This is a genomic window from Pseudomonas sp. GD03862 (genome assembly GCF_029840855.1).
Classification (GTDB): domain Bacteria; phylum Pseudomonadota; class Gammaproteobacteria; order Pseudomonadales; family Pseudomonadaceae; genus Aquipseudomonas; species Aquipseudomonas alloputida.
Genome location: NZ_JAOCDI010000007.1, coordinates 102,731 through 116,164, shown reverse-complemented (window position 1 = coordinate 116,164; position 13,434 = coordinate 102,731). Strand labels below are relative to the sequence as shown.

Genomic DNA, 13,434 nt, shown 5'->3' with positions numbered 1-13,434 from the left:
TCTGTGCGGGCCTCTTCGCGGCTAAAGCCGCTCCTGCACCGGCAACGCAGGAGCGGCTTCAGCCGCGAAAGGGCCGGCACAGGCGCAGCCCTTCAACAGATCAACCCAACCCTGACATCAGAAGTGCACGCTGGTGGTCAACAGTGCCGTCCGCCCGGCCGCCTGGTTGGCGAAGTGGGTGGAGAAGGCCTTGTCGTAGTACACCTCGTTGGTCAGGTTCTGCACGTTCAGTTGCAGGTCGACGTTCTTGGTCAGCTTGTAGGCGGCCATGGCGTCGTAGCGTACGTAGCTGTCGACCATGGTGGTGTTGGCCACGCTGCCGTACACGTCATCCACGTAGAACGCACCACCGCCAACGGTCAGCTTTGGTGTGATCGAGTAGGTGGTCCACAGGCTGGCGCTGTTGTTTGGCGTGTTCGGCAGCTGGTTGCCGTCGTTGGCCTTGCCCACCGGGCCGCCGTCGATCTGGCGAGCCTGCATGTAGGTGTAGCCGGCGAACACCTGCCACCTGTCGGTCAGCTTGCCGCTGGCCGACAGTTCGATACCCTGCACGCGAGTTTCGCCGACGTTCTCGTAGGTAGTGGTGTCCACCTGAACGCGGGCGTTTTCCTTCTCAGTGCGGAAAAGCGCCGCTGCCAGCGACAAGCGTTCGTCCAGTAAGTCCCACTTGGTACCGATTTCGTAGTTGGTGGTTTCTTCTGGTTCCAGGTCGCTGCCCAGAATATTGCCGCTGCGGTCGGTTGTACCTGGCAGTGAGTTGGTCTCGGTACCTTCGCCGAGCATTGCGCCTGGCGGTGTCGCCGAGGTGGCGTAGGAAATATAGATGCTACCGTTCTCGGCTGGCTTCCACACCAGACCCAGCTGGCCCGTGAAGAATTCGCTTTTGTCGCGACCTTTGGTGGGTACGCCGTTCTTGTTCAAGACGGTTGCGCCGCTGGCGTCGTAGGTGCGGAACTTGGTATCGAAATGGTCGTAACGCAGGCCCATGTTCAGCAGCCATTGGGGTGTGAGCTCCAATGTGTCGAAGACATAGATCGCTCGGGTCTTGCCGCTGGTCTTGGTGCCGGCGTAGTTGCGCGAGACAGTGCCGTCCCAAGTGTCGTCCGGGTTAGGGTCGCTCAGTGAGGTGCAGCTACCACCATTGCCAGGCCCGGTGCAGGTGAGCTTGCTGTTTGGCGTGACGGTGTAGCTCTGGCGGTCGGATTCTTCCTTGGTGAGTTCGATACCGGTCGAGAAGTTATTTTTGAAACCGCCGACGAAGAACTCGCCGAACAGGTCGGTCTGGTTGGTGGTGGTGGCGGTGTTACCCACGCGGGTGTTGGCACGACGCCATACACCGTTGTTGTTCACGTTGCCGGCACTGTCATCCGGCTGGGTCAGCACGTAGTCTTGCATGCTGTTGCCGTGACGCAGGGTGTTCTTGATGGTCAGCGAGTCGGTCAGGTCGTGCTCGATGGCGAAAGTGGCGATGTCCACGCGGCTCTTGCGGAAGTCGCGACCGGTCAAGCCGTAGAAGTTGTCGCTGTCACCGCCATCGATCGGCTTGCTCGGGTGCGCCGAAGTACGGGCGGCGCTGCCAGTAACGGGGATGCTGTAAGGGATGCCCGAATCCGGCAGGTCGTCGCTTTCCAGGTGGTAGTAGTCAAGGTTGACGCGGGTCGGCGTGCCCAGGCCAAAGGCCAGCGACGGGGCGATACCCCAGCGGTCGTAGTTGACCTTGTCGCGGCCGGCGACGTTGCTTTCGTGGGTCATCAGGTTCAGGCGGCCGGCAACGGTATCGCTGAACTGGTAGTTGCCATCGAAGGTGTAGCGCTGGGTCTGGTCGCTGCCCCAGGTCCAGGCGCCGTCCAGCGAGTTGCCCAGATGCGCGCGCTTGCTTACCAGATTGATGGTACCGCCGGCCGCGCCGCGGCCACCGATGGCCGAGTTCGGCCCCTTGGCCACTTCAACAGATTCGATGGCGAAGATTTCGCGGGTTTGGGCGCCAGTGTCACGCACGCCGTCCAGGTAGGTATCGCCCTGGGCGTCGAAGCCGCGGATGAACGGGCGGTCACCTTGCGGGTTGCCGCCTTCGCCAGCGCCGAAAGTAATGCCGGGCACGGTGCGCAGGGCATCCTGCAGGGTCAGGGCGTTGGTGTCCTTGATCACTTGCTGCGGGATAACGGTTACCGAGCGCGGGGTGTCTACCAGCGGCGCGGTGTACTTCTGCGAGGCGGCCTTCTCCACCTTGTAATCGGTGCTGGCTTGTTCAGCCTTGCCGTTGACGCTGGTGGCATCGAGGGTGATGGCGCTGTTGGCGGCCGGATCGGCGGCATAGACCGACGAGGCACTCAGGGCGACACCGATGGCAGACACGATCAGGCGTGGCGAACTCACAGCAGATGGTACGTACTGGCGCATTGCAAAGAACCTTCCCCAAGGTATTGAGGCGGTGGATCTTAATGTAAGCAATTTTGACTAACAATTGAGAGTCGTTACCATTCGTGAAGAATTTACAATCTTTACAATTTGTCTTTACGGTTTCATGCCGCTGAAACGTCTTAAGCGGCGAATGGGGCTTGTGTAGCGTAAAAGTGAATCAATATCATTGCGCCTTTACATTTCCTAACGGTGCTGTTGCCATGCTGCTTCACATTCCAGGCCTGTTCGACGCTGATGAACTGGCCCGTATCCGCGAGGCGCTGGAGCGGGCCGACTGGGCCGATGGCAAGGTTACGGCGGGTTATCAGTCGGCCAAGGCCAAGCACAACCTGCAGCTGCCGGAAGGCCATGCACTGGCCAAGGAAATCGGCACTGCGCTGATCGACCGCCTGTGGAAGACCCCGCGCTTCATGTCGGCAGCCTTGCCGCACAAGGTGTTCCCGCCGCTGATCAACTGCTACCGCGATGGCGGCAACTTTGGTTTCCACATCGACAATGCCCTGCGCCAGCCCAAGGGCAGCCCGGAGCGGGTGCGTACCGACCTGTCTTCCACGCTGTTCCTCAGCGACCCGGAAAGCTACGACGGCGGTGAGCTGGTGATCCAGGACACCTATGGCGTGCAGCAGATCAAGCTGGCCGCCGGTGACATGGTGCTGTACCCCGGCACAAGCCTGCACAAGGTCAACCCGGTGACCCGTGGCCAACGCTATGCCGCATTCTTCTGGACCCAGAGCCTGGTGCGCGATGACAGCCAGCGGGCGCTGCTGTTCGAGATGGACAACGCAATCCAGCAACTGACTGCCGATGTGCCGGACCATCCTTCGCTTTTGCAACTGACGGGCACCTACCATAATTTGCTGCGCCGCTGGGCTGAGGTCTGAGCCGTGTCCTACCTGCTGCGACGTGAGGAAATGGTGGATGTGGCCGGCTTGCAGGCCATGCTCGAGGAAACCCCCGGCAAGGCCGCCCAGGCGATTCTGGCGGCAGCGGGGCAGGGCGTGGTCGAGGCGCAGTTGCTGCTGGGGCAGATCTTGCTGGATGGGCGTGGCATCCAGCAGGATGCCACGGTTGCCCGGCGTTGGTTCGGTATCGCTGCTCAGGGTGGCAGTGCCATGGCGCACAACATGCTCGGGCGTTGCCTGGAGCATGGTTGGGGCGGCGAGGTGAGTTTGGCGCAGGCTGCCGTTCACTACGCCCGTGCGGCCGACTCCGGGTTGGACTGGGGCCTGTATAACCTGGGCAACCTTCTGGCGACCGGGCGTGGGGTGCCGGCCAATCAGGCGCAGGCACTGATGTGCTACGAGAAGGCTGCGCAGCTGGGGCATGCCAAATCGATGAACCTGTATGGGCGTTACCTGGAGCAGGGCATTGCCACGGCGCCCAGCCCGGCGCGGGCGGTGCGTTGGTATCGGCGTTCGGCCGAGGCGGGGGATTTTCGTGGGATGTTCAGCCTGGCGCTGGTGCTGGTCGAACGCGGCCAGGTGGCTGAGGCCGCGCCGTGGCTGGAGCGGGCGCGGATCGAGGGCAACATGAACTTCCTGCGTGCGGCGCTGGTGACCTTGCAGGAGGCGGGGCCGGCGCTCATGACCTTTGCCGGGCGCTATGCCGAGGAGATCGAACGGCGTGGTGAGTGAGGTTGACTGTGCCGGCCAATTTCCACTGGCCGTTCACCGTTGCCGCCGCCACCGTATTCGCGGGTAAACCCGCTCCTACACACGCATCGGTGGTTGGGCGCAGGCCGTCGTAGGAGCGGGTTCACCCGCGAAAGGGCCGGGCCTGCTGGCCAATTTCCACCCGCCGCTCACCGTTGCCGCCGCCATCGTATTCGCGGGTAAACCTGCTCCTACACACGCATCGGTGGTTGGGCACAGGCCGTCGTAGGAGCGGGTTCACCCGCGAAGAGGCCGGGCCTGCTGGCCAATTTCCACCCGCCGATCACTGTCGCCGCCGCTACCGTATTCGCGGGTAAACCCGCTCCTACACACGTATCGGTGGTTGGGCACAGGCCGTCGTAGGAGCGGGTTCACCCGCGAAGAGGCCGGGCCTGCTGGCCAATCTCCACCCGCCGTTCACCGTTGCTGCCGCCACCGTATTCGCGGGTAAACCCGCTCCTACACACGCATCGGTGGTTGGGCGCAGGCCGTTGTACGGTTTACCCGCAAAGAGGCCAGCATCGACAGCACACAAATGAAAACGGGGCCTTTCGGCCCCGTCGTGCATTACAGGTAGTAAGCCTTCAGCGGCGGGAAACCGTTGAATTCCACTGCGCTGTAGCTGGTGGTGTAGGCGCCGGTCGACAGCCAGTACAGGCGGTCACCGATGGCCAGGTTCAGCGGCAGCCCGTACTTGTAGTTCTCGTACATGATGTCGGCACTGTCGCAGGTCGGGCCGGCGATGACCACTTCTTCGGCTTCGCCTTTCTTCTCGGTCCAGATCGGGAACTTGATGGCTTCGTCCATGGTTTCGATCAGGCCGGAGAACTTGCCTACGTCGGTGTAGATCCAGCGCTCGACGGCGGTACGCGACTTGCGTGCGACCAGCACCACTTCGCTGACCAGGATGCCGGCGTTGGCGATCAGCGAACGGCCGGGCTCGAGGATGATCTCCGGCAGTTCGTCACCGAAGTCTTCCTTGAGGAAGCGGATGATTTCTTCGGCGTAGGTTTCCAGGCTGTTGGTACGGGTGATGTAGTTGGCTGGGAAGCCACCACCCATGTTGATCAGCTTCAGTTCGATGCCGTCTTCTTCTTTCAGACGTTCGAAGATTACCTTGACCTTGGCGATGGCGGCGTCCCACACGCTGATGTCGCGTTGCTGCGAGCCCACGTGGAAGGAGATGCCGTATGGCACCAGGCCCAGGTCGCGAGCGAGGATCAGCAGGTCCATGGCCATGTCGGTCTGGCAGCCGAACTTGCGGGACAGTGGCCAGTCGGCAGTGGTGGAGCCTTCAGTCAGAATACGCACATACACTTTCGAGCCCGGTGCGGCCTTGGCGATGTTGCGCAGGTCGGCTTCCGAGTCGGTGGCATACAGGCGCACGCCCTTCTCGTAGAAGTAGCGGATGTCCTTGGACTTCTTGATGGTGTTGCCGTAGCTGATGCGGTCGGCGCTGACACCGCGGCCCATCACTTTGTCCAGCTCGTAGATCGAGGCGATGTCGAAGCTCGAACCTTTCTCTTTGAGCAGGTCGATGATTTCAACGGCCGGGTTGGCCTTGACCGCGTAGTAGACCTTGGCGAATTCGAAACCGGCGCGCAGGTCGTCGTACGCCTGGCTGATCATCTGGGTGTCGATGAGTACGAACGGGGTTTCCTGCTTGTCAGCGAACGCCTTCATTTTCTGGAAGGTTTCACGCGCGAAATAGTCTTCGACCTGGATCGACATGCTCAGGGACTCCATGGGCAAACTGAAAGATTAAGTGGCTGCAAACTGAACGTCCTCCGTATCCCCACTTTGGTTCGCCTACTCAGTACTTGAGCCGGATGGATCGTTTCCAGCATGGACGTTCGGCGCGCACTTTAGGGCGTGAAGAATGCAGAATCAACAGGCAATCCGGGCGTGATCGACGTGGATCGACGACCAGCCATTTGAATAACCGACTCGTGTGACCGGCTGATGTTCCCTGCGATCTTTCAAGCGTAAAAAATTGTGGAATGGAGCGTGTTCGGCCCTTCGCGGGCAAGCCCGCTCCTACAGGGGATACGCGTTGCATGTGGGAGCGGGCTTGCCCGCGAAAGGGCCGGAGGTGTTCATATTTATGGCCACATTTTCCTGGTACCCCCGTACAGGAAATCGCCCATAAATTTTTTGTTACCGACTGGCGGATTTGCTGCTTTTGATGAGAAACATTACTATTCGCACCCTTATCTGCCTCCCTGATGACCCCCGACCGTGTCCGGACACAAAGGCTTCCTCGACCACTACCATGAGCTGATCGGCACCTGGACGCGCAAGCTGCGCAGTCGTCAGCAGGCCGAGGACCTCACCCACGATGCCTTTGTCCGGGTACTGGAAACCCCGCGCGAGCAGGTTGAGCAGCCGCGCGCCTACCTGCATCAGGCTGCGCGCAACATCGCTGTGGATGGCTTCCGTCGCGAAGACCGCCGCCAGGCCCTGGAGCGGGAAGCCTTCGAAGAAGGCGCAACCGGCAGTGGCGACCCGGAAGCCTACGTGCATGCCCTGGAGCTGGCCGACAGCGTCGAGCGGGCTCTGGCCGAGCTGCCACTCAACTGCCGGCAGGTGTTCATCTGGCAGAAGCTCGAAGGCCTGACCCAGGCCGAGATTGCCGAGCGCATGGGGTTGAGCAAGAACATGGTCGAAAAGTATATGATCCGCACGCTCCGGCACCTACGTGAGCACCTGGATGTGTCGGCATGAAGAGTCAGGAGGCCTTTTCGATGAAACAGCACGGTACCGATGCCGTCCGCGAGCAGGCGGCCGCATGGTTCGCCCGTGTGCAGGATGCACCTCGGGATGCCGGGCTGCACAAGCAGTTGCATGCCTGGTTGGCGAGCGACGAGCACCACCGGGAAGAATATGAGCATCTCTGCCGAGTGTGGCAGGCCGCCGACTTCATTCCACGCCAGCACCTGGAGGCGCTGTGCCAGCCAGACCCGGTGCAGCAGCTGCCACGACGGCGTTTCATGCGCCAGGCGTTGGCCGCCAGTGTCGCGGTAGTGGCGCTGGGCCTGGGCTGGAGCGGCTGGCACCACCTGCAACTGAACCATCAGGGCAGCCTGCAGACGGCCTTCAATGAGCGCCGTCAGGTCGAACTGCCGGACGGCTCGCATCTCGAGCTCAATGGCAGCACGCAGTTGCAGGTGGAGTTCAGCGCCGGCCAGCGGCACGTGCGCCTGAACGCCGGTGAAGTGATGTTCATCGTCGCCCATGACAGTAACCGGCCGTTTGTGGTCGACACTGCCCAAGGCAGCGTGATCGTCACAGGTACCCGCTTTGACGTCCGCCTGGACCCAGCCAGCACCCGTGTGGCGGTGGAACAGGGGTCGGTGCGGGTGCAGGGCAAGGGCGCCTCGCTGGCGCAACTGACGGCCGGGCAGGGGTCGCATATAGATGCACAGGGCCTGGTCGCCGCACCCTATGCGGTCAACACCGGCGCCATGACCGCATGGCGACAGGGCAAGCTGGTGTTCGACAACGCCACCCTCACCGAAGTAGTGGCCGAAACCTTGCGCTACCGTAGCCAGCCATTGCGGGTCGCCCCTGGGAAAGTCGCGCGGCTGCGCCTGTCCGGCACCTTCAGTACCAACGATACAGATGCTCTGCTGCGGGCTTTGCCGAGCATCCTGCCGGTGGCCATCAAGGCCCATGAAGACGGCTCCAGCGAAATAATCGCCAACTAGATTCAGGTTTTTTCTCACTCGTTCGTCTTCCTCGCCAGCTGCAACTGCCAAGCATTTCCATTTGCACGCGGTTGGCGTTTATTCCGCATTCCAGGATGTTTCGACGACGTGAACAACAACAAACCCTTCCCACGCTTTCGCGCCCTGGCGCTGGCCCTGGCGGTCAGCACCGTGGCCGTTGACAGCCAGGCCGCAGAGGCCGGCAATACCCTCCAGATCCAGGCCCAGCCGTTGGGTTCGGCGCTGAACCAGCTCGGCCAGCAAACCAGCCTGCAGCTGTTTTTCAGCCCCGAGCTGGTCGCCGGCAAACAGGCCCCGGCGGTATCGGGCAACCTGGCGCCGGTGCAGGCGCTGCAACAGCTGTTGCAAGGCAGCGGGCTCACCTACGAGATGTCCGGGGACACCGTTGTGGTGAAGCCACTGCCGACTACCCTTGACCTGGGCAGCGGCAGCCTGGAGCTGGCCCCCACCGACATCAAGGTGGTCGGTGACTGGCTGGGTGATGCCCAGCAGAGCGTGGTACAGAACCACCCCGGGGCACGCACCGTGGTACGCCGCGAGGCAATGGTGGAGAAGGGCGCAATGAACGTGCGCGACGTGCTGCGCGGTATCCCTGGCGTGCAAGTGCAGGATTCCAACGGAACCGGTGGCAGCGACCTGTCGCTGAACGTGGGCGTGCGCGGCCTCACTTCGCGCCTGTCACCACGCTCCACGGTACTGATCGATGGCATCCCGGCCGCGTTCGCGCCGTATGGCCAGCCACAGCTGTCGATGGCACCGATTTCCTCTGGCAACCTCGACAGCATCGACGTCGTGCGCGGTGCCGGCTCGGTGCGCTATGGCCCGCAGAACGTGGGCGGCGTGATCAACTTTGTAACACGGGCTATTCCGCAAAAGGCCTCGGCAGAGCTGTCCACCACCCTGGAGACCTCCCAGCACGGTGGCTGGAAACACACCGAGTCAGCCTTCGTCGGTGGCACGGCCGACAATGGCATCGGCGTGGCGCTGTTGTACACCGGGGTGAATGGCAACGGTTACCGTGAAAGCAACAACGGCAACGACATCGACGACGTTATCCTCAAGACGCATTGGGCGCCAACCGATGTCGATGAGTTCTGGCTCAACTTCCATTATTACGATGGCCGTGCCGACATGCCGGGTGGCTTGACCCAGGCCCAATACGACAGCAACCCGTACCAGTCGCTGCGCGATTACGACTACTTCGCGGGCCGGCGCAAGGATGTGTCGTTCAAATGGCAGCGGCAGCTCGACGATGCCACCCAGTTCGAAGTGCTGACCTACTACACCGACAGCTTCCGCGGCAGCACAATAGCCTCGCGGGACATGAAGACGTTGTCGTCGTACCCGCGCAACTACCACACCTTTGCCATCGAACCCCGTGTGTCGCGCATCTTCTTTGCCGGCCCAACCACCCAGGAAGTCAGTGTCGGTTACCGTTACCTGAAGGAAGCGATGCGCGAACAGTCGACTCGCCTGGCGCTGATCGACAACGTGCCGACGGTGACCCCGACTTCCGACGGCCACGTGTTCCAGGACCGCAGCGGCGGCACCGAGGCCAGCGCTTACTACATCGACGACAAGATCGACGTGGGCAACTGGACCATTACCCCTGGCGTGCGCTTCGAGCACATCAATACCGACTGGCGCGACCGCCCGGTACTGGACGCCAACAACCGCCCGGTCGCCGAGAAAAAGCGCAGCATCACCAGCAACGAGCCTTTGCCGGCGCTGAGCGTGATGTATCACGTTTCCGATGCCTGGAAGGTATTCGCCAACTACGAGACTTCGTTCGGTAGCCTGCAGTACTTCCAGCTGGGCCAGGGCGGTACTGGCAACAGTACGGCCAATGGCCTGGAGCCGGAAAAAGCCAAGACCTACGAAATGGGTACCCGTTATGACAATGGCGGCTTTGCCGGTGAGCTGACGGCGTTCTACATCGACTTCGATGATGAGCTGCAGTACATCAGCAACGACGTGGGCTGGACCAACCTCGGTGCGACCAAGCACCAGGGCATCGAGGCTTCGGTGCGTTATGACCTGGCAGGGCTGGACCCGCGCCTGGACGGGCTGTCGGTGAGCGGTGGCTACACCTATACCCGCGCGACCTATGAAGGGGATATCCCAGGGTTCAAGGGCCGAGACCTGCCGTTCTATTCACGCCAGGTGGCCACTGCCGGGGTGCGTTACGCGATCAACCACTGGACCTGGAACCTGGATGCCTACGCCCAATCCAGGCAGCGCGCACCCGGTACCGGGATCAATGCCGATGGCAGTTTCAATGGCGACTACATCACCGAGCCGAGTGCTGACGGGCAGTATGGCGATATTCCGGGCTACGTGACCTGGCATGCCCGTGGCGGTTATGAGTTCGGGCCGCAGTTGTCCAACCTGAAGCTGGCGGCGGGGGTGAAGAACCTGTTCGACAAGCAGTACTTCACCCGCTCCAGTGATAACAATGCCGGCCTTTACGTGGGTGAGCCGCGAACCTTCTACGTGCAGGCCAGTGTTGGGTTTTGATCGGAGATTGCCGGGGCCGCTTTGCGGCCCTTCGCGGTCGGGTGTAGGAGCGGGTTCACCCGCGAAAGGGCCGGGCCTGCTGGCCAATTTCACCAGCCGCTCACCGTTGCCGCCGCTGCCGTATTCGCGGGTAAACCCGCTCCTACACATTGATCGGTGGTGGACACACATCGGTGATTGGGTGCAGGCCGTCGTAGGAGCGGGTTCACCCGCGAAAGGGCCGGGCCTGCTGGCCAATTTCACCAGCCGCTCACCGTTGCCGCCACCACCGTATTCGCGGGTAAACCCGCTCCTACACATTGATCGGTTGTGGACATACATCGGGGATTGAACACAGGCCGTTGTAGGAGCGGGTTTACCCGCGAAGGGGCGCAAAGCGCCCCCGGTGATTACGAAACCACCGCCTCGGCCGGCGAAACGATACTGCTCTTCGCCCCCCGCGATCTCCCCGAGCTCAGGTACGCAGCAATCGACTCCTGCGTCACCTCGCCCAAGAACACCTGCTCGGCATCCAGCACCGGCAACCACGCGCGGTTGAACTCGTACATGCGCGACAACAAGATGCGCAAATGCTCATCGTGCGACGCCGTGGCATTGAACGGCCGCAGGAAATCGCCACACGTCCCTTGCTGGCGGTGCATGTCACGTCGGCGCACATAGCCCAGCGCCTTGTTCTGCGCGTCGGTCACCACCACATAGCGGCGGTCGTGCTCATCGAGCAGCTCCAGCGCGTCGCCCACCGGTGTTTCCGGGCTCACCGACGGCGCGTTGTCCGCTGCATCCTCGGCACGCACCAGCAACAGGCGTTTGAGGGTGCTGTCCTGGCCCACAAAGTTGCTGACGAAATCATCCGCCGGGTGCGCCAGCAGGGTATCCGGGTGATCCAGCTGCAACAGCTTGCCGGCACGGAAGATGGCAATCTTGTCGCCCAGTTTGATCGCTTCGTCGATGTCGTGGCTGACCATGATTACCGTCTTGTTCAGCGCCCGCTGCATTTCGAAGAACTCGTTCTGGATCATCTCGCGGTTGATCGGGTCGACCGCGCCGAACGGCTCGTCCATCAACAGCACGGGTGCATCTGCTGCCAGGGCGCGAATCACGCCGATACGCTGTTGCTGGCCGCCAGACAGCTCCCGCGGGTAGCGTTGCAGGTACTGCTTGGGTTCGAGCTTGATCATGTGCATCAGCTCGCGAGCACGCTCGTGGCATTTCTGCTTGTCCCAGCCAAGCAGGCGCGGGACCACGGTAATGTTCTCCTCGATGGTCATGTTGGGGAACAAACCGATCTGTTGGATCACATAGCCGATGTGCCGGCGCAGGGTGACTTCGTCCAGCCCGGTGGTGTCTTCGCCATTGATGAACACCTGGCCCGAGGTGGGCGTGATCAGGCGGTTGATCATTTTCAGCGTGGTGCTCTTGCCGCAGCCCGACGGGCCGAGGAACACGCAGATTTCCCCTTCGTTGACGGTGAGGCTTACCGAGTCGACGGCTTTGACGTCCTTGCCGTTGACGTTGAAGGTTTTGCTGAGGTTCTTCAGTTCGATCATGAGCGCAGTCCTTCTGGAGTCAGGGCACGTTGCAGGGTTTGCAGCAGCAGGTCGGCGATGATCGCCAGCAGGCTGACCAGTACGGCGCCGACCAGCAGCATCGACATGTCGCTGCGGCTGATGGAAGTCAGAATCAGCACGCCGAGGCCGCCGGCGCCGATGGTGGCGGCAATGGTCATGACGCCGATGTTCATCACCACGGCGGTGCGAACGCCGGCGAGGATCACCGGTACGGCGATGGGCAGCTCGACCATGCGCAGGCGCTGGCCGAAGGTCATGCCAATGCCACGCGCGGCTTCACGGATACCGGGCTCGACATTGGTCAGGGCCAGGTAGGTGTTGCGCATGATTGGCAGCAGCGAATAAAGAAACACGGCAGTGATCGCAGGCAAGGGGCCCAGCCCCTGGCCGAACTTGGAGTAGAACGGCAGCAGCAGGCCGAACAACGCAATCGATGGGATGGTCAGCAGCACTGTGGCGCTGGCCTGCAGCGGGCCGGCCACTGCCGGGAAGCGGGTCATCAGGATGCCCAGCGGCACGCCAACGAGGATCGCCAGGCCGACGGCGATGCCGACCAGCATGATGTGCTGCCAGGTCAGTTGCAGCACCTGGGCCCAGTCGAGGTGGGCGAACGTGTCGAGCAGGCTCATGGCTGTACCTCCTTGAGGGGATGCTCTCGCAGGAATGCGGCGGCCACTGCGGTCGGGTTCTGGTGGTCTACGTCGACCTTGGCATTGAGCTGGCGCATGGTCTCGTCATCGAGCTGCTCGGCCAGTGGCTTGAGCAGGGCGACCAGTTGCGGGTTGGCGTCGAGCACGGCCTTGCGCACCACCGGGGCGGCGGTGTAGTCGGGGAAGTAGTGCTTGTCGTCTTCGAGCAGCTTGAGGTTGAACGCGCTCAGGCGACCGTCGGTGGTGTAGACCAGGCCTGCGAACACCTGGTTGTTGTGCATGGCCGTGTAGACCAGGCCCGCGTCCATCTGGCGGATATTGGCGCGGCCGACCTGCAGGTCGTACATCTCCTTGAGCCCGACCAGGCCGTCGGGGCGGTTGGCGAACTCGGTGTCCAGGGCCACCAGGTGGTTACGCTTGCGCTCGTCGCGCAGCACCTGGTTGAGGTCGCTGATCGAATTGATCTGGGGGTAGGCCTCGGCGACCTGCTTCGGCAAGCCGAGGGCATAGGTGTTGCTGAATTTCGATGGGGTCAGCCAGATCAGGTCTTTCTTGGCATCCAGCTCCTTGACCTTGGCGTAGGTGGCCTCGGCACTGGGCATACGCTCATCGATGTGGTTGTAGGACACCAGCGACACCCCGGTGTATTCCCACATCAGGTCGAGCTGGCCGGTTTCCTGGGCCTGGCGAGCGATGCTGCTGCCAAGGCCGGTGGTGACGCGTACGTCAAAGCCGTTGGCGCGCAGGTATTGCGCGGTGATTTCGGCGAGCACGGTCTGTTCGGTGAACACCCGTGCGCCGATGCGCACCAGGGGTTTTTCCGCTGCCTGGGCAACTCCTGCGAACAGCAGGGCCGCGCCCAGCAGCAAGGCGATTCTCTTCTTCATGCGTTTCCTAT

The 13,434-nt window shown here is 62.1% G+C and carries 10 protein-coding genes; 5 read left to right on the top strand and 5 right to left on the bottom strand.

Going from position 1 to position 13,434, the window contains the following annotated elements; all coding sequences use genetic code 11:
* Window positions 1-117: 117 nt before the first annotated feature.
* Window positions 118-2,400, bottom strand: coding sequence for a TonB-dependent siderophore receptor (locus N5D53_RS07185; protein ID WP_104960824.1), 2,283 nt, complete (start codon window positions 2,398-2,400; stop codon window positions 118-120).
* Window positions 2,401-2,621: 221 nt separating this feature from the next.
* On the opposite strand from N5D53_RS07185, the gene N5D53_RS07180 reads away from it, so the two are divergent.
* The gene (locus tag N5D53_RS07180; protein WP_003248502.1) at window positions 2,622-3,302 is read left to right on the top strand and encodes a Fe2+-dependent dioxygenase; all 681 of its coding nucleotides are present in this window, start codon (window positions 2,622-2,624) and stop codon (window positions 3,300-3,302) included.
* Between the two features lie 3 nt (window positions 3,303-3,305).
* The gene (locus N5D53_RS07175; protein WP_266022549.1) at window positions 3,306-4,055 is read left to right on the top strand and encodes a tetratricopeptide repeat protein; all 750 of its coding nucleotides are present in this window, start codon (window positions 3,306-3,308) and stop codon (window positions 4,053-4,055) included.
* A 585-nt stretch (window positions 4,056-4,640) separates the two neighbouring features.
* Here the strand turns inward: N5D53_RS07175 and N5D53_RS07170 are convergent.
* On the bottom strand, window positions 4,641-5,804 hold the full coding sequence (locus N5D53_RS07170; RefSeq protein WP_003248498.1) for a type III PLP-dependent enzyme: 1,164 nt from the start codon (window positions 5,802-5,804) through the stop codon (window positions 4,641-4,643).
* 507 nt (window positions 5,805-6,311) lie between these two features.
* On the opposite strand from N5D53_RS07170, the gene N5D53_RS07165 reads away from it, so the two are divergent.
* The 3 genes from N5D53_RS07165 to N5D53_RS07155 all read left to right on the top strand — a co-directional run bounded on the left by N5D53_RS07165 (window position 6,312) and on the right by N5D53_RS07155 (window position 10,318).
* Entirely contained in the window at window positions 6,312-6,797 is a 486-nt protein-coding gene (locus tag N5D53_RS07165; protein ID WP_003248496.1) for a sigma-70 family RNA polymerase sigma factor, read from the top strand.
* Between the two features lie 20 nt (window positions 6,798-6,817).
* Window positions 6,818-7,780: a FecR family protein gene (locus N5D53_RS07160; protein WP_104962853.1), complete on the top strand. Its 963-nt coding sequence runs from the start codon at window positions 6,818-6,820 to the stop codon at window positions 7,778-7,780.
* Between the two features lie 108 nt (window positions 7,781-7,888).
* Window positions 7,889-10,318 carry a TonB-dependent siderophore receptor gene (locus N5D53_RS07155; RefSeq protein ID WP_104960826.1) on the top strand — a complete coding sequence of 810 codons (2,430 nt, stop codon included), beginning with the start codon at window positions 7,889-7,891 and terminating at the stop codon, window positions 10,316-10,318.
* 389 nt (window positions 10,319-10,707) lie between these two features.
* On the opposite strand, the gene N5D53_RS07150 is transcribed toward N5D53_RS07155, so the two are convergent.
* Genes N5D53_RS07150 through N5D53_RS07140 form a run of 3 tightly spaced genes read right to left on the bottom strand, consistent with a single transcriptional unit; the run spans window position 10,708 to window position 13,423 of the window.
* Complete coding sequence (locus tag N5D53_RS07150) at window positions 10,708-11,865, bottom strand: ABC transporter ATP-binding protein (RefSeq protein ID WP_010952079.1); 1,158 nt, start codon at window positions 11,863-11,865, stop codon at window positions 10,708-10,710.
* Window positions 11,862-12,515: an ABC transporter permease gene (locus tag N5D53_RS07145; RefSeq protein WP_003248487.1), complete on the bottom strand. Its 654-nt coding sequence runs from the start codon at window positions 12,513-12,515 to the stop codon at window positions 11,862-11,864. Before N5D53_RS07145 ends, N5D53_RS07150 begins: the two co-directional genes overlap by 4 nt.
* On the bottom strand, window positions 12,512-13,423 hold the full coding sequence (locus tag N5D53_RS07140) for a glycine betaine ABC transporter substrate-binding protein (RefSeq protein ID WP_004575997.1): 912 nt from the start codon (window positions 13,421-13,423) through the stop codon (window positions 12,512-12,514). The genes N5D53_RS07145 and N5D53_RS07140 overlap by 4 nt, the downstream gene beginning before the upstream one ends.
* Window positions 13,424-13,434: the final 11 nt, after the last annotated feature.